Annotated in this window: 21 protein-coding genes and 2 pseudogenes; 12 read left to right on the forward strand and 11 right to left on the reverse strand. The window is 57.8% G+C overall.

Annotated elements, in window-relative coordinates:
• Positions 1-35: 35 nt before the first annotated feature.
• Positions 36-842, forward strand: a complete 807-nt coding sequence (locus E2L05_RS10785; RefSeq protein WP_133342920.1) for a DUF4198 domain-containing protein — start codon at positions 36-38, stop codon at positions 840-842.
• Here E2L05_RS10785 and E2L05_RS10790 read toward each other — a convergent pair.
• The 6 genes from E2L05_RS10790 to E2L05_RS10815 all read right to left on the reverse strand — a co-directional run bounded on the left by E2L05_RS10790 (position 839) and on the right by E2L05_RS10815 (position 7,801).
• Positions 839-1,522, reverse strand: coding sequence for a class I SAM-dependent methyltransferase (locus E2L05_RS10790; protein ID WP_133342921.1), 684 nt, complete (start codon positions 1,520-1,522; stop codon positions 839-841). The genes E2L05_RS10785 and E2L05_RS10790 overlap by 4 nt on opposite strands.
• Before the next feature lie 3 nt (positions 1,523-1,525).
• Positions 1,526-2,752, reverse strand: coding sequence for a DUF3419 family protein (locus E2L05_RS10795; protein ID WP_133342922.1), 1,227 nt, complete (start codon positions 2,750-2,752; stop codon positions 1,526-1,528).
• Between the two features lie 22 nt (positions 2,753-2,774).
• Positions 2,775-3,632 carry a UDP-2,3-diacylglucosamine diphosphatase gene (locus E2L05_RS10800; RefSeq protein ID WP_133342943.1) on the reverse strand — a complete coding sequence of 286 codons (858 nt, stop codon included), beginning with the start codon at positions 3,630-3,632 and terminating at the stop codon, positions 2,775-2,777.
• Between the two features lie 75 nt (positions 3,633-3,707).
• Positions 3,708-5,321: an ATP-binding protein gene (locus tag E2L05_RS10805; RefSeq protein WP_133342923.1), complete on the reverse strand. Its 1,614-nt coding sequence runs from the start codon at positions 5,319-5,321 to the stop codon at positions 3,708-3,710.
• A 124-nt stretch (positions 5,322-5,445) separates the two neighbouring features.
• A complete protein-coding gene (metG, locus tag E2L05_RS10810; protein ID WP_133342924.1) occupies positions 5,446-7,164 on the reverse strand; it encodes a methionine--tRNA ligase in 1,719 nt (572 codons plus the stop codon).
• Between the two features lie 67 nt (positions 7,165-7,231).
• A complete protein-coding gene (locus tag E2L05_RS10815; RefSeq protein WP_133342925.1) occupies positions 7,232-7,801 on the reverse strand; it encodes a YceI family protein in 570 nt (189 codons plus the stop codon).
• Between the two features lie 210 nt (positions 7,802-8,011).
• Here E2L05_RS10815 and E2L05_RS10820 point away from each other — a divergent pair, with 210 nt between their 5' ends.
• A complete protein-coding gene (locus tag E2L05_RS10820) occupies positions 8,012-8,662 on the forward strand; it encodes a VPLPA-CTERM sorting domain-containing protein (RefSeq protein WP_165971736.1) in 651 nt (216 codons plus the stop codon).
• A gap of 67 nt (positions 8,663-8,729) precedes the next feature.
• On the opposite strand, the gene E2L05_RS10825 is transcribed toward E2L05_RS10820, so the two are convergent.
• Positions 8,730-9,344: an ImuA family protein gene (locus tag E2L05_RS10825; RefSeq protein WP_133342927.1), complete on the reverse strand. Its 615-nt coding sequence runs from the start codon at positions 9,342-9,344 to the stop codon at positions 8,730-8,732.
• Between the two features lie 106 nt (positions 9,345-9,450).
• Here E2L05_RS10825 and E2L05_RS10830 point away from each other — a divergent pair, with 106 nt between their 5' ends.
• Positions 9,451-10,494 carry an aldo/keto reductase gene (locus tag E2L05_RS10830; protein WP_133342928.1) on the forward strand — a complete coding sequence of 348 codons (1,044 nt, stop codon included), beginning with the start codon at positions 9,451-9,453 and terminating at the stop codon, positions 10,492-10,494.
• Between the two features lie 20 nt (positions 10,495-10,514).
• Here E2L05_RS10830 and E2L05_RS10835 read toward each other — a convergent pair whose 3' ends face one another.
• Together E2L05_RS10835 and E2L05_RS10840 are read right to left on the reverse strand one after the other, a co-directional pair.
• The gene (locus E2L05_RS10835) at positions 10,515-11,228 is read right to left on the reverse strand and encodes an NUDIX domain-containing protein (RefSeq protein WP_133342929.1); all 714 of its coding nucleotides are present in this window, start codon (positions 11,226-11,228) and stop codon (positions 10,515-10,517) included.
• A gap of 5 nt (positions 11,229-11,233) precedes the next feature.
• Positions 11,234-11,623, reverse strand: a complete 390-nt coding sequence (locus E2L05_RS10840) for a DUF983 domain-containing protein (RefSeq protein ID WP_133342930.1) — start codon at positions 11,621-11,623, stop codon at positions 11,234-11,236.
• A 184-nt stretch (positions 11,624-11,807) separates the two neighbouring features.
• Here E2L05_RS10840 and E2L05_RS10845 point away from each other — a divergent pair, with 184 nt between their 5' ends.
• The 4 genes from E2L05_RS10845 to E2L05_RS10860 all read left to right on the forward strand — a co-directional run bounded on the left by E2L05_RS10845 (position 11,808) and on the right by E2L05_RS10860 (position 13,913).
• The gene (locus E2L05_RS10845; RefSeq protein ID WP_133342931.1) at positions 11,808-12,278 is read left to right on the forward strand and encodes an EF-hand domain-containing protein; all 471 of its coding nucleotides are present in this window, start codon (positions 11,808-11,810) and stop codon (positions 12,276-12,278) included.
• Positions 12,279-12,371: 93 nt separating this feature from the next.
• On the forward strand, positions 12,372-12,953 hold the full coding sequence (locus tag E2L05_RS10850) for an RNA polymerase sigma factor (RefSeq protein WP_133342932.1): 582 nt from the start codon (positions 12,372-12,374) through the stop codon (positions 12,951-12,953).
• Complete coding sequence (locus E2L05_RS10855) at positions 12,943-13,365, forward strand: hypothetical protein (protein ID WP_133342933.1); 423 nt, start codon at positions 12,943-12,945, stop codon at positions 13,363-13,365. The genes E2L05_RS10850 and E2L05_RS10855 overlap by 11 nt, the downstream gene beginning before the upstream one ends.
• A gap of 2 nt (positions 13,366-13,367) precedes the next feature.
• Positions 13,368-13,913 (forward strand): periplasmic heavy metal sensor, encoded by a 546-nt coding sequence (locus E2L05_RS10860; protein ID WP_133342934.1) that lies wholly within the window; start codon positions 13,368-13,370, stop codon positions 13,911-13,913.
• A gap of 315 nt (positions 13,914-14,228) precedes the next feature.
• Here E2L05_RS10860 and E2L05_RS10865 read toward each other — a convergent pair whose 3' ends face one another.
• Positions 14,229-15,653, reverse strand: a complete 1,425-nt coding sequence (locus tag E2L05_RS10865) for a diguanylate cyclase (RefSeq protein WP_133342935.1) — start codon at positions 15,651-15,653, stop codon at positions 14,229-14,231.
• 73 nt (positions 15,654-15,726) lie between these two features.
• On the opposite strand from E2L05_RS10865, the gene E2L05_RS10870 reads away from it, so the two are divergent.
• The 4 genes from E2L05_RS10870 to E2L05_RS10885 all read left to right on the forward strand — a co-directional run bounded on the left by E2L05_RS10870 (position 15,727) and on the right by E2L05_RS10885 (position 18,529).
• Complete coding sequence (locus E2L05_RS10870) at positions 15,727-16,029, forward strand: DUF3572 domain-containing protein (protein WP_133342936.1); 303 nt, start codon at positions 15,727-15,729, stop codon at positions 16,027-16,029.
• Positions 16,030-16,100: 71 nt separating this feature from the next.
• Positions 16,101-16,817, forward strand: a complete 717-nt coding sequence (locus E2L05_RS10875) for an HAD family hydrolase (RefSeq protein ID WP_133342937.1) — start codon at positions 16,101-16,103, stop codon at positions 16,815-16,817.
• 120 nt (positions 16,818-16,937) lie between these two features.
• Positions 16,938-17,522 carry a heme NO-binding domain-containing protein gene (locus E2L05_RS10880; RefSeq protein ID WP_133342938.1) on the forward strand — a complete coding sequence of 195 codons (585 nt, stop codon included), beginning with the start codon at positions 16,938-16,940 and terminating at the stop codon, positions 17,520-17,522.
• On the forward strand, positions 17,450-18,529 hold the full coding sequence (locus E2L05_RS10885; protein WP_133342939.1) for a diguanylate cyclase domain-containing protein: 1,080 nt from the start codon (positions 17,450-17,452) through the stop codon (positions 18,527-18,529). Before E2L05_RS10880 ends, E2L05_RS10885 begins: the two co-directional genes overlap by 73 nt.
• A 164-nt stretch (positions 18,530-18,693) precedes the next feature.
• Here E2L05_RS10885 and E2L05_RS21085 read toward each other — a convergent pair.
• Positions 18,694-18,837, reverse strand: a pseudogene (locus E2L05_RS21085) (IS5/IS1182 family transposase); the annotation flags it as partial.
• A gap of 116 nt (positions 18,838-18,953) precedes the next feature.
• On the opposite strand from E2L05_RS21085, the pseudogene istA reads away from it, so the two are divergent.
• Positions 18,954-20,443: pseudogene (istA, locus tag E2L05_RS10895) on the forward strand (IS21 family transposase).
• Positions 20,444-20,469 lie beyond the last annotated feature (26 nt).

Here is a 20,469-nt window from a genome sequence, read left to right on the forward strand (position 1 = left end):
CTCTATCAGGTCGCGCGGATCAAAGGAGTGATGGCATGCGTTCCTTGCTAAAGGTTTTGTCGGCTCTTGTTGCGTTTGCCGCGGGTCCGGTGGCGGGTCATGAGTTCTGGATCGAACCGGTCAACTTCTCGGTTGCCCCCGGCGCTTTGGTAACGGCTGACCTGCGCGTCGGCGAGATGTTTGAAGGAACGACCTATTCGTACTTTCCGGATAATTTTCTGCGGTTTGACGCAGGTCCGGTTCAGGAGCCAAAGCCTGTTGCAGGGCGCATGGGCGACCGTCCCGCCATGGCGATGCAGACAGGCAAGCCGGGTCTTTGGGTCATTGTGCACGAGACGACGCCACTTTGGCTGACATATGATGGGTTTGAGCGCTTTGTAAGGTTCACCGATTTGCATGACCTCTCTGACGCGCAGCAATTACACACGGCGCGCGGTCTTCCCAGCGTGGGCTTTCGCGAGATGTATTATCGTCATGCCAAGGCGCTTGTTGCGGTTGGTGATGCGCGGCGCGGTGCGGATCGCAGGGTTGGCCTGCTGGTCGAGATTGTGGCCGAGACAAATCCGTACGCAGTGATCGGCGGTGGCGAGGTGACCTTGCGGATGTATGAAACCGGGACGCCCCGCGCCAACGCCCAGATCGAGATTTACGTTCGCACGGTTGACGGGGTCGAACAGCGCATGCTGCGCAGCGATGGCGAGGGGCGTGTGACCACGGCCTTGCCGTCAGGGGCGCAGGTCATGGCCAATTTCACTACCATCGCGCCGCTTGATGGTGATCCCGACGCGCGGGAGGCTGTTTGGATGTCACGCTGGGCCTCACTCACCTTCGCGATGCCCTAGGGCGCTGTTTGACCTGCATTGGGCAGGGGCGGCCGAATACGCCCAAGAACGGCATAGTCACGGTAAAGATGATCAACGTCTGCCGTGCCACGATTCTTTGCTGCAAGTGTCTGGATCTGGGCGGTCAGTTCTGCGCGCGGGGCGACATGAAACAGCGCCAGCCAGGCCAACAACCCTTTTGAGAACCATCTTGGCAGTTGCTTTTGCTGACTGAAATCCACCAGCGCGAGTTGACCGCCCGGCGCTGTCTGACCGAGGCTACGGGCCAGCGCTGTTTGCCAATCTGGGATCATGGACAGGCTATAGGAAATGAACACACGGTCAAAATTTGGCAGGCCAAACAACCCTTGTGCCGTGAAGTCGGTCGCGTCCGCCTGAACCAATGTCGTGCGATCCGAAAGCCCGGCCCGTTTCAGATTGGAACGGGCCGTCGTTAGCATTTCAGTCGAAATATCAAAGCCGAAAAGTTGCGCGTTCGGGTATCTTTGCCCGACCTTGATCAGGTTTCGACCGGTTCCGCAGGCGACCTCCAGCACGGTGCCGCCGGGTGGTACATCGAGCCCTTCAATCAGCCGGTCGCGCCCCAGCAAATAGTATTTGCGGGTAAAGTCATAAATGAACCGCTGGTTGCGATAGACCGCGTTCATCAATTGGTCGTGGCCGGTTGAATGATCGCTCATCTGTCAGCCTCTGAATTTATAGACGTGCACGCCGCCATAAATTGCCGAACGGTCCTCGGCCCAGAGTTGGCCGCAGCCGGGTTGATACCTCCAGCGGGCAAGAAGTGCGTCAGGCACCCGGCCCGGCAGGATGTCAGGCCCGCCGCCGGTACGATACAAAACGCGGGCACCGGACGCAGCGGTGCGGGTGATCTGGGTCCAAAGGGCGGTAAGCTGTGCGTCGCTCATCCAGTCTTGTGCGTCGAGCAGAACAAAGGCTTGGGTGCTGTCCTCATCCCGATCGGCAAGCATGTCGGTCAGGTTGCGATTGACGATGCTTGCAAGCGGGGCATAGGCGCGCACCGCGTCATAATTTGCGGGATCAAGATAGGGCGGCACGGGTCCGGTGCCGTCGTCGCGATACCCGCGGTTGAACGCGGCCCATGCGAAGTAGTTGTCAGAAATTGGAAAGTCGCACATCAGCTTGCGTGTGCGTTCGCGCAGCACCGGAACGATGTCACCGCCACCATCAAGAGCCAGTTTTTCGAATTGTGCCGGTGGAATGCCGAGACCGAAAAGCGATGCGCGGCGGCGCGCGAGAACACGTATCAGGCGATTTTCAAACAGGGGCGCCATTTGGGCATCGAAGAAGGCCCGCTGATCTTCCATGGTTCGCGAAGCCAAAAAGGGGCGGTAGTCCACACCCGCCATCCGCGAGATATGATGCATTGCGGTGATGAAGCGACCAAGAGCGCCAAAGCGATAAAAGCCGCGCGCGAACATTTCGATCCGCCGGGGCAGGGTGCCTTGACGGGCTTCCCACCATGTGCGGCTGACCGGGTCCAGAACCGGGGCGATGTAGCGATCATACAGTGCCGGATTGCCCGGGCGATCTGCATGCCCAAAAAAGTCGTAAAACGCGGCCTGATCGGGCAACGCCGTGGCTGATGCAATCTTGAGACGGTTCAACGCCACATGGGCTGGCGACAAATCCACTGCCGTCACTGATCCCGGGGCGGCGGTAAGATAGCTCATCATGTTGCACCCGCCCGAGGCGATGCAGACGATATTGTCACCCGGCTGAAGCGCTAAGCCCTTCATATCGACAACTGGGTCTTCCCAGATTTGCGCGTAGACAAGGCCCTGAAATAGTCGCGAAAAGGCGCGTTCTTGTAAGCCTGTTCTGCTTAGGGCGCGGTTTTGATGGACGGCACCGGAAAGCTGCTTTCGTGCAAGGTTGGTCTGCGGCATGTGCGATTGTCCTTTGGGGTCGTCAGACCGCCGTTTCGGTGACGTGCTCTGTATCGAAATCCACCTTGGGTGCTTGCGCCTGGGCACGTGCGCGTACTTTCTTGCGGTGTTCTGATCGACGGACCGTTCTGGCCCAATCGATCAATTGCAGTTTCCCGTGATGGTGTTCGACAATCGCAGTGCAACTTTCGACCCAATCGCCACAGTTGACATACAGCACGTCATCGACACGGCACAGTTCTGCTTTGTGGATGTGGCCGCACACGATCCCGTCAAAACCGCCACGTCGGGCTTCATCGGCCAAAACGCCTTCGTATTCCCCGATGAAATTTACTGCGCGCTTGACCTGTTGTTTGGCCCAATTGGACAACGACCAGAATTGGCCTCCCCAAAGCCTTCGTACCCGGTTCACCCATGTGTTCAGCAAAAGTACAGTGTTGTAGGCCCGGTCGCCCACATGGGCGAGCCATTTTGCATTCATGACCACAACATCGAACTGGTCGCCGTGGGTGATCAGCAGACGTTCACCGCAAGCGGTGACATGCTCGTCCTTTGCCTTGACTTCGATCCCGCCAAAGTGAGTGCCAAGGTAGCTGCGCATCACCTCGTCATGGTTGCCCGGAATATAGGTAATCGGCGTGCCAGCATGCGCTTTGGCCATCAACGCTTCGACGACGTTGTTATGAGCCTGCGGCCAATGCCAACCGCGCCGCAATCGCCAGCCGTCAAAAATATCGCCCACCAGAAAAATTTTATCGGCGTCGTGATGATCTAGAAAATCCAGAAGCATATCGGCTTGACAGCCGCGCGTGCCGAGATGGATATCTGACAGGAACAGGGTTCGGACGTGTTTTTTTGGCGGCGATGACTGTTCGTTCATACCGGGAAGATACGCCAAAAATCATGACATCGCCATGACAGGCTTTGGCCCCCAATCATCCCGTGAGTGATCTGATCAGTGTGGATCATGGGCACCGCTGCCCTGTTCAGCCCGCCCAGCCGACGAAAAGCGTGAAATCAGATTACGCAGCGCGTCGCGATCCACGGGCTTTGGCAGAAACGCATCCATACCAGCGGCGTGGTAGCGGGCTGGATCGTTCAAATGTGCCGAACAGCCGATGATAGGGGTGCTTTGGCAAGGTTTGGGCGCGTTGCGGATGCGCTTCGTCGCACCGATTCCGTCAAGTCGCGGCATCGCAACATCCATGAACACCAGATCATAGGGCCGCGCCTCAATCTCGTTCACTGCAGCGAGTCCATCCGGGGTCGTGGTCACACGGTGGCCAAGCTCGGTCAGCATTTCGTGCATCATGGCGCGGCTCATCGGATTGTCTTCGGCGACCAGAATATCCAGACCGCTGGTTTGCAGGGCGCCAGATTCTGAGAGCGGCGCGGTCGTCGTGTTGTCCACTTCTTCGGCGGATATCTCTTCGGGTGTTCCGACATTGAGCTCAAAGAAAAAAGTAGACCCATAGCCTGGCTGTGATGTGACCCCGACACGCCCGCCCATGGCGGTCGCAATCTCGTTGCTGATGGACAGGCCAAGCCCCCATCCACCGCGATCATTGCAACACTCAGCGCCCACTTGCACGAACGGTTTGAAAAGCTGTGAAATCTGCGCATCGGTCATGCCCGGCCCGGTATCGGTCACTTCGAATCGGATGCGACGCTGATCCCCCGCTTGACCCGCTTCCTCAATGGCGAGGGTGACCCGGCCTTCGTCTGTGAATTTTACCGCGTTGCCCAAAAAGTTATTTAAGACCTGCTGGATGCGGCCCTCGTCTGCGATGATCTGGCTTGGAAGGCCTTGATCTTTGGCGATGCGCAATCGCAACCCTTTGTCATTGGCCGCAGTTTGCCACCAATCAGCAAGTTTTCTAATAAATTCATTTAAATCAAATATTTCTGCATCTATCTTTAACTGTCCGGCTTCAATTTGGCTGAGATCTAACAAGTCGGTCAGCAAATTCATTAGTGTGCCGCCCGCGCTTTGGATCGCGTCCACATGGGTGCGACGCTTGTCATCAAGATCGGACAGTTTCAACAGTTGCGTAAAGCCAAGGATCGCGTTCATCGGCGTCCTGATTTCGTGGCTCATTGCCGCCAGAAACCGAGATTTTGCGGCATTCGCCTCTTTCACGTCGGCGATTGCGGCTCCCAATGCGGCTTGCATGGCGCGTGCTTCGCTATTGTCAAACATCGATACCAAGACGCGCACGATGCGCCCGGTGTCGTCGATTTGGGTACGGGCGGACAGAACGACCGGCAACACGGTGCCATCAGCGCGTAAAAAGTCGAACTGAGCCCCTTGGATGACGCGTGTTTCCGTGAAGCGGGGGAGGGTTTCTGTGTCGGCCCTTTGGCGGCTTTCGGGGGTCAAGAAATCCAGCGCACAGATGCCATGCAGGGCTGTCATATCGTACCCGGTTGCCTCGCACCACGCGCGGCTGGCTCGCATGATTTTCCAGTCTGCACTGGCCGCAAACATATAGACCGGCGCATGGTCAAAGAAGGCATCAATTGCATCGTCGGGAGCACTGAGCCAGCTATCGAGATCCGACCGTTTCATTTTGATCACTCATCTTGCTTCCGCAGCGAGCTTTATGAATCAACCCTAAGGTTTCCCCCGCTGCGACAGATTATTGCGTCAAGTGATCTGCATGTCGAGTCTTCTTTACGTTGCAAGGACTTGCCTAGTTTCGAGTCCCTGAAAAGCGGGCTTGCCAATCTTCGCGGGCTTCATCGGTGATTTTGGCAAACAGGACGCCGGGTACGCGGAAGGCATGGCCTGGCGCAAAGCGATACAGCGCTTCGTCGCAGTCATCGGGCCATGACAGATCTTCGGTTCCCATGGCATCGGCCATTTCTGCGCTCGCATCAGGAATGAAGGGGTGCGACAGGGCCGCATAGACCCCGATGAGGTTCAGCGCAAATCGTGTTACAGCGGCAGCGGCGTCTGGGTCCGTCTTAAACAGAGACCACGGCGCGGCTTCCTGAAGATATTCGTTGCCCAGAACCCAAATAGCGCGAAGTTCAGCGGCCGCTTTGCGGATTTCGATGGCTTCCAAATGAGCGTTATAGTTGGCAATTCGGGCGCGCAACGCGTTGATCACATCGTCTTCGCGGCGACCATAGGTGCCGCCTTCTGGCACGACCTCGCCAAATTTGGACCGACAGAATTTCGTGATCCGGCTGACGAAATTGCCGAGTACGTCCGCCAGATCCTTGTTCACGCTGGCTTGGAAATTCTCCCATGTGAATTCGCTGTCCGAACTTTCCGGGGCGTGTGACAGCAGCCACCAGCGCCAGTAATCCGATGGTAACAGGTCAAGCGCTTGATCCATGAACACGCCGCGCCCCTGAGACGTCGAGAATTGGCCGCCGTCATAGTTCAGATAGTTGAACGATTTGATGTAATCGACCAGCTTCCACGGTTCTCCAGACCCCATGATCGTGGCCGGGAAGCTCAGGGTGTGGAACGGGACGTTGTCTTTGCCCATGAACTGAACATAGCGCACGTCGTCGGCGCCTTTGTCTGTCCGCCACCAGCGTTCCCAATCTGCGTCAGACTTGTTGTTCGCCTCAGCCCATTCGGCAGCGGCGGCGATGTATTCAATCGGCGCGTCGAACCAGACGTAAAAAACTTTGCCCTCCATGCCCGGCCAGTCGGCTTCGCCCTTTTTTACCGGGATCCCCCAGTCAAGGTCGCGTGTGATGCCCCGGTCGCGCAACCCGTCACCATCGTTCAGCCATTTGCGTGCAATCGACGTGGTCAGGATTGGCCAGTCAGATTTACTGTCGATCCAGTCGTTCAGAGTTTGCCGCATGGAGGATTGGCGCAGGTAAAGGTGTTTGGTCTCGCGCACCTCTAGGTCGGTCGAGCCGCTGATCGCGCTGCGGGCATCGATCAAGTCGGTTGGGTCAAGCTGCTTGGTGCAATTTTCGCACTGGTCGCCGCGCGCTTTGTCATAGCCGCAGTTGGGACAAGTGCCTTCGATGTAGCGGTCTGGCAAGAAGCGCCCGTCGGCGTTGGAAAAAACCTGCCGTTCACTGACTTCTTCGATCAAACCGGCGTCGGCCAACCGCCCGGCCAAGTGTTGTGTCAGGCGGTGGTTTTGCGGGCTGGAGGACCGGCCGAAATGGTCGAATGACAGGCGAAAGCCGCGGGCAAGCTCGGCCTGAACGGCGTGCATTTCGGCGCAATACTCTGACACGGGCTTTCCGGCCTTGGCGGCGGCAAGCTCTGCCGGGGTGCCATGTTCGTCGGTGGCGCACAGAAACATTACCTCGTTGCCGCGTGCGCGATTGTACCGTGCAAACAGATCTGCGGGCAGTTGGCTGCCGACAAGGTTACCCAAGTGCTTGATCCCGTTGATATAGGGGATCGCCGAAGTGATGAGAATCCGTGCCATGTCGTGCCGTTCCTTGCGCCGCTTGTTGGAGCAGGTGCTAGCGCACTCAGGGGCGAAGTTCCAGCGGTCAGTCGCTTAGGCGTAACCTTGCGCGAATGTCGAGGGTCACGGTTTCTTCGACCAAGTCGGGATAGCCTGATGCGCCAAAGTCATGACGGTTGATTGCGCCGGTCAGGCGCACGGTCAGCTTGCTGCGGTCGCCCGGCGCGCTGCCTTCGGGCCTATAAATCGTTGCCTCTAACGTGAGCGGGCGGGTGACGCCGCGCACAGTTACATCGCCAGTGACCACGGCGCCGCCGGGTTTGGCGGTCACGGATCGGCTTATGAACACGATCTCGGGGTACTGAGCTGTGTTTAAAACATCCTGACTTTTCAGGGTGCTGGTGATCAACCCTGTGCTCGTCTCGGCCTTGTTCGGGTTGAGTGTCACCGCAGTTCGAGAGGCTGCAGCATTGTCGAAATCCAGCACAATATCCGCCGTGCTGACCGGCATGGTCCCAGCCCCGTCCACGCCGCCCAAAGTGTAGGTGAAGCGCACTTCGGACCCCTGCGCGTCAAGCGCATACCGTGCGGGAGCAGCCCAGGCGACGCTGGTGCAGGTGAAATACAAAATACAAAGGAGGGCGCGGTTCCACATGCCATGAGCATAGATCAGTTTTATAAGGCGCGGGATAAATTCAGCGTCATCTGTGAAGAATTCTGAGATACGCCCAGCGTATGAAGTTTGTATTCCGCCTGTTTGCCTCGCTCGGGACGCATAATTTGTCCTGTCAAGGTAAGGAGAGCATCCTTGACGTAAGGTTGATGTAGTGCTCGAATGTGTCGCGTATCGAAAACTGGAGTCATTATGCGTGCTTTAACAATCTCCGCCATAGCAACGCTGCTTGCAGCGCAATCGGCACAGGCCGTTTCCCTTTTTGACAGCAGCGTTGCATTCAATGCAGCTTTGCCTGTTGGCAGTGCGACAACAACCGAGACATTTGGCTCAAGCGCCACTGGGAATGTCCTGACCTTTTCCGGAATCACATCAACTTTTGCGCCCAATGGAAACACGTTTGGGAAACATGCTATCAGCGGTGGCGTATTGGACCTGTTCATCGAAGGGGATGCGCCCATCTTGATGACTTGGGATCTTCCCAGCGATGTTGTTGGCCTTGGGTTTGATGTGTTTGGTGTAAACTCGGCCAATTTTGACGGTGTTTTCATCACCATTGATGATGGGAGCGGCGCGCAAAACTATAATCTGTACGAGACGGCGGGCGGAAGCAGCTCCGGCAATATCGATGGGTTTGTTGGATTCATTTTTGCGGGTCCAGTCGCCTCGGTTAGCTTTAGCGGGCCGGGCGGTTTTGGGTTCAGCGGAGATGATTTTGATATAGACAATCTTCAGATCGTTACTCAATCTGGCACTTCGGTGGTTCCGCTGCCGGCGTCATTGCCTTTGGCGTTGGCAGGCTTGGGGGCCTTTGCGGCCATTCGCGGACGCCGCAAATCCTGATTTTCGTTCCTATGTGTTATGGCCGGTCGCCTGAAAGGGCGGCCGGGCGTAAGGCGGGATCACACATTCAGCCGATAACCTGAGGCGCCGCGAGCGGATGGGTCTGACCATCGGCAGTTATGTGCCATGTGGCGGGCGGGTCGCTGCGGGCGCGGCGCCGTTCCAGCCGCCAGCCGTCTTTTTCGTTCAGGCCATGGGCAAAGGTCATGTACCAGCGGCTTTCCACCCCCGGCACGCCGCCGCGCGCTTGCGCCAGCAAAAGGCCCAGTGGGGTGATCCCCATCATTTCGGCCCCGGCTTGGGCGGCCAGATGCAAGCGGCGCACCGGGGTCAGGCCCGGCAGGCTGGGCAATTCGCACACCACCAGAGAGACCGCGCCGCAGCGCAGGGATTCTTCGGCGCACCACAGGATGTCTTCGGCCCGGCGCGGATCGGCAAAAATCAGGCGGCCGGGGTCCACGCCCAATGGCAGCACCCCTTCGGGGTTGAGCCGCTCTGCCTGCCATCCGGGGCGAATCCAGATCACCGGCCCCTCAAGCCGGGCCGCCACGCGCAGCGCGAGCGTGCGCCGGGCAGGGCCGCAAAACTCATGAACCCGGCCCAGTCGCAAGCGCATGTCGCCCAAGACGGACAGGTCCGGCGCGGCCGGTTTCGAAGCAAGATCATGGCGCAGGTTTCCCATGCAGCCAAGATACAATGTTCACTTTATGTTCTCAAGCGATTCTGCCTTTGCTTGCACCTGCTGCGCGGTGTGAGTACCCATGCCTGAAACTGACAGGGGACGACACATGCAGCAAAAACCGCTTGGCCGGACCGACATCATGGTGTCCGACATTTGCCTTGGATCGATGACATGGGGCAGCCAGAACACCGAGGCAGAGGGCCATGCCCAGATCGACCGCGCATTAGAAGCCGGTGTCAACTTCATCGACACCGCCGAGATGTACCCGGTCACGCCGATCAAGGCGGAAACCGTCGGCAACACCGAGGCGATCATCGGCACATGGTTGGAGAAGACGGGGCGGCGCAGTGATGTAGTGCTGGCCACAAAGATCACCGGCGCAAATGGCGGGTTTTGCCGCGGTGGCGAGCCAATCAGCGCCGATGCGATCCGCCGTGCGCTTGATGGGTCGTTGCAGCGTTTGCGCACGGATTACGTGGATCTGTACCAATTGCATTGGCCCAATCGGGGGTCATACTGTTTCCGGCAAAACTGGGATTATGACCCGTCGCATCAGGATCGCGGCGAGACTGTGCAGCACATGGAAGAGGTACTGGGCGAATTGCAGCGCCAGGTTGAGGCGGGCAAGATCCGTCATGTGGGTCTGAGCAACGAAACCGCTTGGGGCACATCCATGTGGTTGCGTCTGGCCGACGAAAATGGCTGGCCTCGCATGCAGTCGATCCAGAACGAATACTCCCTGCTGCACCGCCTGTTCGATACCGACCTTGCCGAGATGACGGCAAATGAACAGGTCGGCTGTTTGGCCTATTCACCGCTGGCGACCGGTTTGCTCACAGGAAAATATGCGGGCGGTGCCATTCCCGAAGGGTCGCGCCGGACGATCAACGCGGATCTGGGCGGTCGCATGACGCCGCGTGTGGACGATGCGGTGGCAGCCTATGCAGAGATCGCGAAACGGCATGATCTTGACTTGGTACAGATGGCCATCGCGTTCTGCCGCTCGCGGCCTTTCATGACCTCGACCATCATCGGGGCGACGTCGCTGGACCAACTTGATTTGGTGCTGGGCGCGGCGGATGTGACTTTGTCCGAGGATGTTCTTGCCGAGATTGGGCAGGCGCACCGGGCACACCCGCTGCCATACTGAACGACCAGCTGGAAGCCGCGTCAGTCCTGCGCCTGTGGGGCTGTCCCGCGCAGGCGCAGGAACAGGCTTTCTTCGTCATCGTTTCGGAAAAAAGGCACGGTCGCGGGGGGCGCGTCGGTACCGATCAATGCCGCGACTTCGGCCAGTACCACCTGCGTTATGAAGGGCAGGTCGTGGCGGCGCATTTCAGCGAGCGGGACCCATTGCAGCGCGCTCAGCTCGTCACTGGCGCGCGAAAAATCACTGGCATCCCCCTGCACCGCGCCGACATCGGCCAAAAAGAACCGGGCATCGAACCGGCGTGGCCGCCCAGGCGGCGTGATGGCCCGAAACACAAAGCGAAGCCCGGCGCCGGTTGGGCGGTGGCCGGTAGCAGCGAAGTCTTCCCAATCTGCGGGCGGGTCTTGCCACGTGTCGGGCGTTCCAAGGATCAGGCCGGTTTCTTCCCAAACTTCCCGGATCGCGGCGGCGATGGCGGCGCGGGGGATATGCGGCGCGCTATCTTCGGCGAGCCGTGTCATGCAAGGCTCAGCGGGGAGAGCGGACAAAGGCACATTGCCATCGCCGACATCAACAGCGCCGCCAGGAAAGACCATCTTGTTGGGCATGAAGGCCGCACCCGCGCCGCGCCGCCCCATCAGGATTTCGGGCCGGTCCGGATTGCGGGCAAGGATCACGGTCGCCGCGTCGCGAATGCGGGTCTGGTCCTGTGCGCGCGTCGTGGGAGCGGCCATCGCGCTTAGGCTTCCTGTGGCTGGTCACCGAAGCCGTGCATGCGGCGAGCCCATTGAAAGCCGATGATCAGCCCCTTCATACGCGGCAGCAGGAACAGCGAGAGCGCAACACAGGCGGTCGATAAGCTGAACGCCATGACCAGTGGCTCGGGGCGCCAGACGGCAAAGGCGAAATGGATCACGAACGCCATCAGGTGGCCAACGACAAGGATGGTCAGATAGGCTGGCCCATCGTCGGCGCGAGCATGGGTCAGATCCTCGTTGCAGGCTGGGCAATGATCGTGCGGCTTGAGGTAGGTCCGCATCAGGTGCCCTTTGCCGCAAGACGGGCAACGCAGCGCAAGGCCGCGGCGGATTGAACGGCCGAGTGGGCGATCTGTATCTGTCTGTGTCATCGTGATCTCCGCGTTTGTGACTGACATACACGCGCCTGCGAAAATTGGAACCACGTGCGCGGCCATGTCGCCGGCTGAAAGTTTTTTCGCAAAAGAGCGACGGAAACCCGGTGGCGCTGCGTTTGAGCTATGAACCGGGGGCGAGACGCCGCTGGTTACTGACACAAACGAAGGATGAAAGAACATGACACAGCGGACCTATATTAAAGCAGGTATGGCCTTGATGGTTGCACTGATGATGACCGGCCCTGCAATGGCGCGCGGCGACGGACCTCAGCGGCCCGATTTTACCGAGTTGGACACGAACAGCGATGGGCAGATCACGCAAATCGAGATGGACGCGCATCGCACCGCACGCTTCGCCGCCGTGGATGCTGATGGCGACGGCGCTGTTTCCGCAGCTGAACTCGCGGCTGCCTCGGAACGCAAGAACGAAGCGCGTCTGGAACGTATGATCGAGCGGTTCGATACGGACGGGGATGGGAAGTTGACCCAAGCCGAAATGCCGACCCGCGAGCGTGGCAACATGATGGAGCGTATGGACAGCAACAACGATGGAGTGCTTGATGCCGAAGAATACGCAGCGGCCCATGATCGTGGTCACGGCAAAGGCCACGGTAAGGGCAAGGGCAAGATGAAGCCTGTTCAAGAGTGAGCATGCGGGCCAGTGATGGTCCTGCAAGATCGGGAGCCGTGCCGAGCTTCGGCCGGCTTCCTTATGTGACGACGGGAGAACGGAACCGCAGTGATGGCGCTGGACTCACAAAGCCCTTCTGGCGATGCCGAGTTGTTGGCACGCTATGCGTCGGGGGATCGCACGGCCGCGTCTGTTTTGACGGCCCGTCTGGTTCCGCCCGCGCTGGCCGTGGCCCAGCGGTTGCTGGGGGATCGGGCCGAAGCAGAAGACGTTGTTCAAGAAGCCATGTTGCGGCTTTGGCGTGCTGCGCCGACGTGGGAGGTGGGTCAGGCACGGGTGTCGACCTGGCTGTACCGGGTTGTCGTAAATCTGTGCACCGACCGGTTTCGTCGTCGCGTTCCGCAGCCGCGCGATGATCTGCCGGACCGACCGGACACGGCGCCCGGCCAAGAGGCCAGGTTGCAGGCGCAGGCGCGGGCAGAGGCGTTGCAATCCGCACTGGAGACGTTGCCGGAACGGCAGCATCAGGCGGTCGTTCTGCGCGATATCGAAGGATTGCCGAACCCGCAAATCGCCGAGATTTTGGGCGTGAGCGTGGAGGCGGTGGAAAGTCTCGCGGCACGTGGGCGGCGGGGATTGAAACAAGCACTGTCCGGTCGACAGGCAGAACTGGGGTTCAAAGATGATGCATGATGGAAAGGACTCTGACGGCCGGCGCGGCGAGTTGGGCGCGCTTGAAGCCGACTCTATGCTGGAACAACTTTTTGCCGAGGCACGGGCGACACCTGCGGACCCGCGGCCTGAGTTCCTGGAACGGATCATGGCGGATGCGGCGGCGATGCAACCGCAAGCGGATGTGGTGGAACCTGTGCGCGACCGTCCGGCGAAAAATCTGCTGCGCCAGGTTGGGGCCGCTGCGGCGCGTCGTTGGGAAGCGCTTGTTTGGCCTGTCGGACTGGCCGCTACCGCGCTCAGCGGCGTGTGGTTGGGCGGTTGGGCAGATCTTAATGGATTTGTCAGCGGCAGCGGCTTTGCAGGCAGTGATTTGGCCATGTCGCTGGCATATGGTTTTCCGCAAGCGGCCGGCCTGATCGGAGGATACTGACGATGGCATGGGTTAAACGAAATTTGGGACTAAAACTTGGTCTGGCGCTATCGCTGGGTATCAATTTGCTTATCGTTGGTGTTGTGGCCGGTGTTATCATGAACCGCGATGATGCCCGGACTGGTGTGTCGGGAATGCGGGATGCTGGGCTGTTTGGCTATGTGGCAATGCTGCCCCGCGACGCGCGCGATGCAATGCGCAATGAAAGTCGGGCGTTGCGGGCTGAGCAAGGGATTGATTGGCGAGGGGAAATTCGCACTGCGAATGCGGCTTTGGCGCAGGAAATCGCGAAGGATGATCTGAGTGAAGAAAGTTTGCGTGCCGCTTTTCAAAAGGTCTCAAGCTTGCGTGACGGTGCGGATGACGCGGTGCAAGAAGCTCTGATGCGCCAAATCCTTGCGTTGCCCGTAGACCAGCGGGTTAAATATGCAGAGCGGATTTTACGGGGGCATCCGAAGTCTCGCAAGTCGGGGGACGATGATCGCAAGAATGATGCGCATCATAAGGGTGGATCCGTGGATAAGGACCGCAATGACAAAGATAACTGATTTGCTGAGAGCGACTCCGCGACTTTGCAAGACAGTACGCTGAGGGTCGTCAGGTGTTTGGCGTATCAGAAAACTGTACGATCTGAGGCGCTCTCTGGCCCAAACGGTTTTTGTCTCAAAAAGTTGAATAACTTAGGTTGGCCGATTCGAAATTATACGCGGTAAAGAGGGATTGCCATTGCTGGAAGCCGTCGACTTGGGGCGTTTCAGCTCCTACCGGGACGGCGCAAGACGGCTGATCCTTTGTCAGTGGAGTAACCGGCGATTGAGCATTCTATAGGCCTTCCACCTTATCGTCAAAAGAGACTTCAGATGTCAGGCAGCGCAGCTTGCGAAGTTTACCTTGTCACGTCCGTTCGCCTTGGCGGCGTAAAGAGCCGTGTCGGCTCGGGCAAGGGCATGTTCAATGCTGGGCACGTCTGCCGTACCAGAGGGGTGATGCGCCGAGACCCCAATACTGATGGTAACCCTGATAAGGCCGCGTCGATCGGGCAGAGTGATCGGGTTCGACCGAATTAGCTGGCGCAGGGACTGCGCTGTGGCGGCGGCCGTGTCCGGGTCCGTGTTTGGCAAAGCGATCCAGAACTCTTCACCGCCGCTGCGGGCCAGCAGATCACGTGGGCGAAGCGCTTCGGCAAGACGGCGGGCCACCTCTACAAGGACTGCATCGCCGGCCGCATGACCGTGGGTGTCGTTGACGGATTTGAACCGATCGAGGTCGAGCGCCATCAGAGCCAGCGGTTGACGATTATCACGGGAAAGATGAAGCATTCGGTCAAGACGCGGCATTGCATAGCGGCGGTTGTAGAGGCCGGTGAGAGGGTCACGTGAGGCCAGTTCGAGACTGTTCTGGAGCGCGCGGCGAAGATTATCGGTGATACGCTTGCGAGCGGTTTGAGTTTCCAGCCTCAGTGCAAGTTCGGACAGATGAAACCGACCATGCACGACATCATGAGCGCCGAGATCCAGCGCCATCGCAACGCGTGTGGCCGTGTCCGCGTCAAGGCAAGAAGTGTCTTTGGATGCGTCGTTCATTACAAGAATGACCCGAGAGTGCTGTGTTGCGATGCGGCTGTGCAGTTCGGAGATAAGACGAAGCGTGCGTTGCCAATCATGTTTGGAAGCGAAAATCACAAATGCGTCCGGTGCGGTTTCATGATCTGAGCGCGACAAGGCTTGGTCCGGCGACAACGTATGTAGCACTGTTGCGCCAATTCGGGGGGCCAAGCGGTTTTTCCAAGCCTCTGCACAATCGGGTGCTTCTGCGACAAGTGCGATACAATTGCGGGTGACAGCATAGGGTGCCGGGGCTTCCGAAAGACACATGTCATCCGCGCTTGTCTGGCGTGTGCGCGACTCTGCTAATCTGTGGGACTGACGAAGTATTTGGCGCAACCAAGCGAACAGTAAGTCATCGTGAAATGGTTTGGGCATGACGTTCCATGCGCCTGCTTGAACTGCAGCGATCCGCAGGGCCGGTGACGGAGTGGTCGCCAGCAAAAGCACAGGAACTGGGTGCGCGGCGGCAGCACTGCTCAATTTTCTGCAAAGCGCGAGCGCATGCTTAGAGGATTGATCCAGATCACAAATCACCAAATCCGGTGCACGTGCCATGGCTTTGAGAACAAGGTCCTCATAGCTTTCCGCCTGAACCACATCATAGCAGGCCGAAGACAGCTTGCACCGCAAAATAATGCGATTTGCAGCTATTCCGTCGTAAATTAGAATCGTTCCCGCCATCAGGTCGTGCCTTGAACTATACTTCAATCTACCCGCATCATTCGCGCCAACAGTTAAGAAAGGCTTGTCAGGTATGACCGGTTCGCGGAAATCCGCTGATGCCTTGGGTGAGGCAGAGACAATTGCCCTGCGCGTACTGGGGTTTATCGCCTCAACAGAGGATCTCTTTGACGTTTTCGTGAACGCAAGTGGGGTGAGTGCGGACCATGTACCGACGCTTGCTGAAGACCCTGAATTTCTTGCGGCGGTTCTGGACTTCCTGCTGATGGATGATCGTTGGGTAATTGACTTTGCAAAGGCGGAAGGGATCGCCCCTGAAGTCGTTATGCAGGCTCGGGCAGGGCTGCCGGGAGGGGACCTGCCAAACTGGACCTGACGACACGTTGGCAAAGAACATTGTCAAATAACCCCACTTTAGGCATACTGTTGCAAGTTCGGGGAGGACACATGACACAGATCAAAGCGATCCTTTTCGATAAGGACGGCACACTTTTTGACCAAAACAAGACTTGGGCAAACTGGTGGCGGGAGTTTCTTTTGGACATGGCGGGCAGGGATGTATCTTTAGCTCGGAAGTTGGGCGAAGCCGTTGGATTTGAGCTGGATTTCGCAGCTTTCCATTCAGATAGCACTCTTGCAAGTCACACGCCGCATGATGTCGCGAAGGCGCTTTTGCCTCTTCTTCCCGGGGCGTCTTTGGCCGGGATTGTAACGCGCATGTCGACCATGAGCGCCACCGTTGCACAGGCCGAAGCCACGCCGTTGCTTCCGCTGATGGATGAATTGGTACGCAGGGGGCTGCGTCTTGGTGTTGTTACGAATGACCTTGAGCAGCCAACCCGGTCGCATTTGAGAGAAGCCTCGGTCGAAACTGCGTTTGAGCACATCATCGCCTGTGACAGTGGTTTCGCAGCGAAGCCCGCGCCCGATATGTTGTTGGCATTTTGTGAATTTACCGGAATTGACCCCCGGTATGTGGTCATGGTCGGCGATAGCATGCAAGACATGGTGGCTGCACGGGCGTGTGGAATGCCATGTGTGGCTGTTCTTACCGGAGTGGCAACCCGCCATCAGCTTGAACCAGCGGCTAGCGCAGTACTCCCGAGCATTGCAGGCTTGCCCAAGTGGCTCACTGAGCGAGATTCCGACAAATTTGCTGCCTGAAAGCGGTCTGATCTGACTGATTTGTCAGATGTTTTGTCAGGTGTGAAGGCGACCTTTCTGACATTGTTAGTTTGTTAAACTCCTGCAGGTTAGTGTGACACCTGATGTGTGGGGTTTGTGATGCATGGACTTGTTAACAGGGCGATCCAATGTTTTGTGCGCGACACTTATGGTGGCGCCACTTGGGAACGGCTTGCAAAACAGGCCGAAGCACCTGTCGCTGGGTTTGAAGCGCTGTTCATCTATGATGATGAAGTTACCGACAGAATGATTGATGCGGCCGAGGAAGTTTTAGGCCGATCTCGCGAAACAATCCTTGAAGATCTGGGAACTTATCTTGTTTCGCATCCGAATGTAGGGTCGCTGCGCCGGTTGCTGCGCTTTGGAGGGGATACCTTTGTCGAGTTTCTTCAATCCGTAGATGATCTGCCATGGCGCGCTGCGCTGGCAGTACCTGACCTCGACCTGCCTTATTTCGACGTCGTTTCAGAGGATGACGGTGTGGTGCGTGTTTTGTGTCGGTCTGAACGGCCAGGTTTTGGTCATGTTCTTGTCGGTGTAATACGAACGCTTGCTGATGACTATGGTGCGCTGGCGATCTTGGAGCACGAAGGACGGGAAGGAGTCGATGAATGGATCAGCGTCAGAGTTCTGAGTGCGGAGTTTTCAGAGGGGCGACCATTTCAACTGGCGGCGGAAAGCTAACACAGCAAGTTGATGATCTAGGTCCCGCAGCGCGCGATGCGCTTATGCCGATGCATATATTGGCCGGTCCTGATGGTGTAATCCACCATGTTGGTCCAACGATGACTAAGGTGTCTTCTGCTGATGATCTGACGGGGGCGAATCTGTTCGACGTTTTCACCGTTCGACGGCCGCATGGTATTCGGAATATTTCCGAATTTCTCAGGCATTCCGGGGTCAGATTGCAAATTCAGTTCCGCGACCCGCCGAATACCCAGTTCAAGGGCATCATCGTGCCGTGTCGAGATGGTGTGCTTCTGAACCTCGCCTTTGGCACATCCATTGTTGAAGCGATCCGGGCGCATGATCTGAAAGGTGGGGATTTTGCGCCGACGGACTTGACGGTTGAAATGTTGTATCTTCTTGAAGCCAAGGCAACAATTTTGGAAGAATGGCGGCGCTTGAATAGCCGCCTGCAATCCGCTCGGAGCGCAGCAGAAGAGCAGGCCTTTACTGACACATTGACCGGGTTGCGAAATCGGCGGGCAATGGATCATGTGCTTGATCGTCTTGTTAGCGACGGTCATCCGTTTGGACTTATCCATCTGGACCTGGATTACTTCAAAGCCGTGAACGACACGCTTGGCCATGCGGCGGGGGATCATGTGCTACAGGTCGCCGCACGCGCTATGGTCGATGTCACCCGAGCGGAAGATACGCTGGTTCGGGCTGGCGGCGATGAATTTGTTTTGATCCTTCCCGGTCTTGTAGATGCTGCGCGGTTGCTTGATCTGTCACGTCGTTTGATTCAGAGGTTGCAAGAACCCATCTTGTTTGAGGGTCGAACGTGCCAAATTTCCGGCAGTGCAGGCATAACCGTAAGCCATGGTGGGGGTGTCCTTCCCGTGGCTCATTTGCTCGAACAAGCAGATCGCGCGTTGTATTTTTCTAAGAATGCAGGGCGCGGTCGTGCGACGACATATGCCGAAGATTTGCCTGTGCTTTCTGGTGTTTCCAGCGGTCACTGATGTTGACCCTTGCTTGGTCACATCGTGTGACTAGCCGACCCTCCATGTCGTCGCTGTACGGGATCTTTGAAGATCTAGTCTCTCGAACTGACGAAGGATTTGTAATCTGGTATCGTGCTGCTTCCGCAAAAGGCGCTCAATTCAGTCTGGGTCCAAACCAATCACTAGAAAATGACGGTGGCGGCCAGAGCGATAGCGGCGAGAAAGGCGGTTGCGCGACGGTTGCAGCGGGGGGCAATTCGCTGCCAGCTCGTGATCTTGCCGAACATTTTCTCGATACAGTTTCGTTCCTTGTAGCGGCTCTTGTTGAGAACGTCAGTGCAAAAGTTGGCCACGGAAGTGGCGTGATAATCTCGCTGCGGGCAGCGTAAAATGTTGCCACGTTGGCCCTTTCTGTTTGCAGGGAGGGCGGGAGATTTTAGTCGTGGATTTGTATTTGAAGGTCCGCCTCGCGCGTCGGGGCGGTATGAGCGAACGGCAGGCCGCCAGCCATTTCGGGATTTGCGCGCAAGCTTGAAGAAGATGATGATGTTTTCGGTGCCGCCCGGTTATCAGCGAACGGCGCAGATCAAGCAGCCCAAGCTGGACGGGTTCACCGGCTTCATCGACCAATGGATGCAAGACGATCTGAACCGTCCCCGTAAACAGCGCCACACCGCCAAGCGCATTTTTGAACGGCTGTGCGACGAGCACCAGTTTCAAGGCGGCTATACGACGGTCAAGAACTATGTCCGGGAATACGGGCAGCGCAGCCGAGAGATGTTTGTCCCACTGGCACATATCCCGGCCATGCCCAAGCGGATTTCGGCGAAGCCATGGTTTTGATCGGCGGGGTTGAGCAGAAGGCGCATTTCTTCGCGCCGGATTTGCCTTACAGCGATGCATGCTTTGTTCGGGCTTATCCTGCGGCGGTCTCCGAGGCCTGGGTTGATGGCCATGTGCATGCTTTTGCATTCTTCGGCCGTGTTCCGCAGTCTGTTCTTTATGACAACAATCGATGCCTGGTCGCGAAGATCCTGCCGGATGGCTCCCGTAAGCGGACCAAGCTGTTCAGCGGGTTCCTGTCGCATTACTTCATCCACGATCGTTACGGTCGACCGGGTAAGGGCAACGATAAAGGCGCTGTTGAGGGTCTGGTCGGATATGCCCGGCGCAACTTCATGGTGCCGATCCCACATTTTGCCACGTGGGAGGCGTTCAATCTTTGGCTGGAAGCGCAATGCCGCAAGCGTCAAGCGGATGTCTTGCGCGGTCACAGCGAGAGCATTGGGCAACGTTTGGCCCGTGACCTTGATGCCATGATGGATCTGCCAGCGTCTCCATTTGATGCCTGTGATCAGGCCACCGGCCAAGTGAACTCGCAATCCCTGGTGCGCTACAAAACCAACGATTATTCGGTTCCTGTCGCCTACGGGCACCGCGATGTCTGGCTTCGTGGTTATGTCGATCAGGTGGTCATTGGCTGTGGCGGTGATGTCATCGCCCGCCACCCTCGATATTGGGATCGCGAAGACATGGTCTTTGACCCGGTGCATTATCTGCCCCTTTTTGGAGCAGAAGGTGGGTGCCCTCGATCAGGCGGCCCCGTTGGTGGAATGGGAACTGCCAGAGGAATTTGCGACCCTGCGCCGCCTGATGGAGGCACGGATGATCAAGGCAGGCCGGCGTGAGTATGTGCAGGTCTTGCGGCTCTTGGAGACATTCGAGATGGCAGACCTACAGGTTGCCGTCAAAAACGCACTTCGCATGGGGGCCATTGGGTTTGACGCCGTCAAACACCTCGTGCTGTGTCAGATCGAGAAGCGGCCACCCAAGCTGGATATGGATATCTATCCGTATCTGCCAAAGGCCAATGTCGGCACGACGTCGGCGGCCAGTTATATGTCCCAGATGAAGCGGGGGCAGGCAGCATGAGCGACGCTTCCCAAATCCTTCTGGAC

Origin of the sequence: Meridianimarinicoccus aquatilis (genome assembly GCF_004358675.1) — a bacterium.
Taxonomy (GTDB): Bacteria; Pseudomonadota; Alphaproteobacteria; order Rhodobacterales; family Rhodobacteraceae; genus Meridianimarinicoccus; species Meridianimarinicoccus aquatilis.

Bases quoted from the DNA above. Each gene is read 5' to 3' on its own strand.
- E2L05_RS10815 (WP_133342925.1), bottom strand. From the start codon at position 7,801: ATGTGGAACCGCGCCCTCCTTTGTATTTTGTATTTCACCTGCACCAGC.
- E2L05_RS10800 (WP_133342943.1), bottom strand. From the start codon at position 3,632: ATGAACGAACAGTCATCGCCGCCAAAAAAACACGTCCGAACCCTGTTC.
- E2L05_RS10885 (WP_133342939.1), top strand. From the start codon at position 17,450: ATGGATCAGCGTCAGAGTTCTGAGTGCGGAGTTTTCAGAGGGGCGACC.
- E2L05_RS10880 (WP_133342938.1), top strand. From the start codon at position 16,938: ATGCATGGACTTGTTAACAGGGCGATCCAATGTTTTGTGCGCGACACT.
- E2L05_RS10835 (WP_133342929.1), bottom strand. From the start codon at position 11,228: ATGGCCGCTCCCACGACGCGCGCACAGGACCAGACCCGCATTCGCGAC.
- E2L05_RS10855 (WP_133342933.1), top strand. From the start codon at position 12,943: ATGATGCATGATGGAAAGGACTCTGACGGCCGGCGCGGCGAGTTGGGC.
- E2L05_RS10790 (WP_133342921.1), bottom strand. From the start codon at position 1,522: ATGAGCGATCATTCAACCGGCCACGACCAATTGATGAACGCGGTCTAT.
- E2L05_RS10850 (WP_133342932.1), top strand. From the start codon at position 12,372: ATGGCGCTGGACTCACAAAGCCCTTCTGGCGATGCCGAGTTGTTGGCA.
- E2L05_RS10870 (WP_133342936.1), top strand. From the start codon at position 15,727: ATGACCGGTTCGCGGAAATCCGCTGATGCCTTGGGTGAGGCAGAGACA.
- metG (WP_133342924.1), bottom strand. From the start codon at position 7,164: ATGGCACGGATTCTCATCACTTCGGCGATCCCCTATATCAACGGGATC.
- E2L05_RS10785 (WP_133342920.1), top strand. From the start codon at position 36: ATGCGTTCCTTGCTAAAGGTTTTGTCGGCTCTTGTTGCGTTTGCCGCG.
- E2L05_RS10845 (WP_133342931.1), top strand. From the start codon at position 11,808: ATGACACAGCGGACCTATATTAAAGCAGGTATGGCCTTGATGGTTGCA.
- E2L05_RS10795 (WP_133342922.1), bottom strand. From the start codon at position 2,752: ATGCCGCAGACCAACCTTGCACGAAAGCAGCTTTCCGGTGCCGTCCAT.
- E2L05_RS10820 (WP_165971736.1), top strand. From the start codon at position 8,012: ATGCGTGCTTTAACAATCTCCGCCATAGCAACGCTGCTTGCAGCGCAA.
- E2L05_RS10830 (WP_133342928.1), top strand. From the start codon at position 9,451: ATGCAGCAAAAACCGCTTGGCCGGACCGACATCATGGTGTCCGACATT.
- E2L05_RS10860 (WP_133342934.1), top strand. From the start codon at position 13,368: ATGGCATGGGTTAAACGAAATTTGGGACTAAAACTTGGTCTGGCGCTA.
- E2L05_RS10805 (WP_133342923.1), bottom strand. From the start codon at position 5,321: ATGAAACGGTCGGATCTCGATAGCTGGCTCAGTGCTCCCGACGATGCA.
- E2L05_RS10875 (WP_133342937.1), top strand. From the start codon at position 16,101: ATGACACAGATCAAAGCGATCCTTTTCGATAAGGACGGCACACTTTTT.
- E2L05_RS10825 (WP_133342927.1), bottom strand. From the start codon at position 9,344: ATGGGAAACCTGCGCCATGATCTTGCTTCGAAACCGGCCGCGCCGGAC.
- E2L05_RS10840 (WP_133342930.1), bottom strand. From the start codon at position 11,623: ATGACACAGACAGATACAGATCGCCCACTCGGCCGTTCAATCCGCCGC.
- E2L05_RS10865 (WP_133342935.1), bottom strand. From the start codon at position 15,653: ATGGCGGGAACGATTCTAATTTACGACGGAATAGCTGCAAATCGCATT.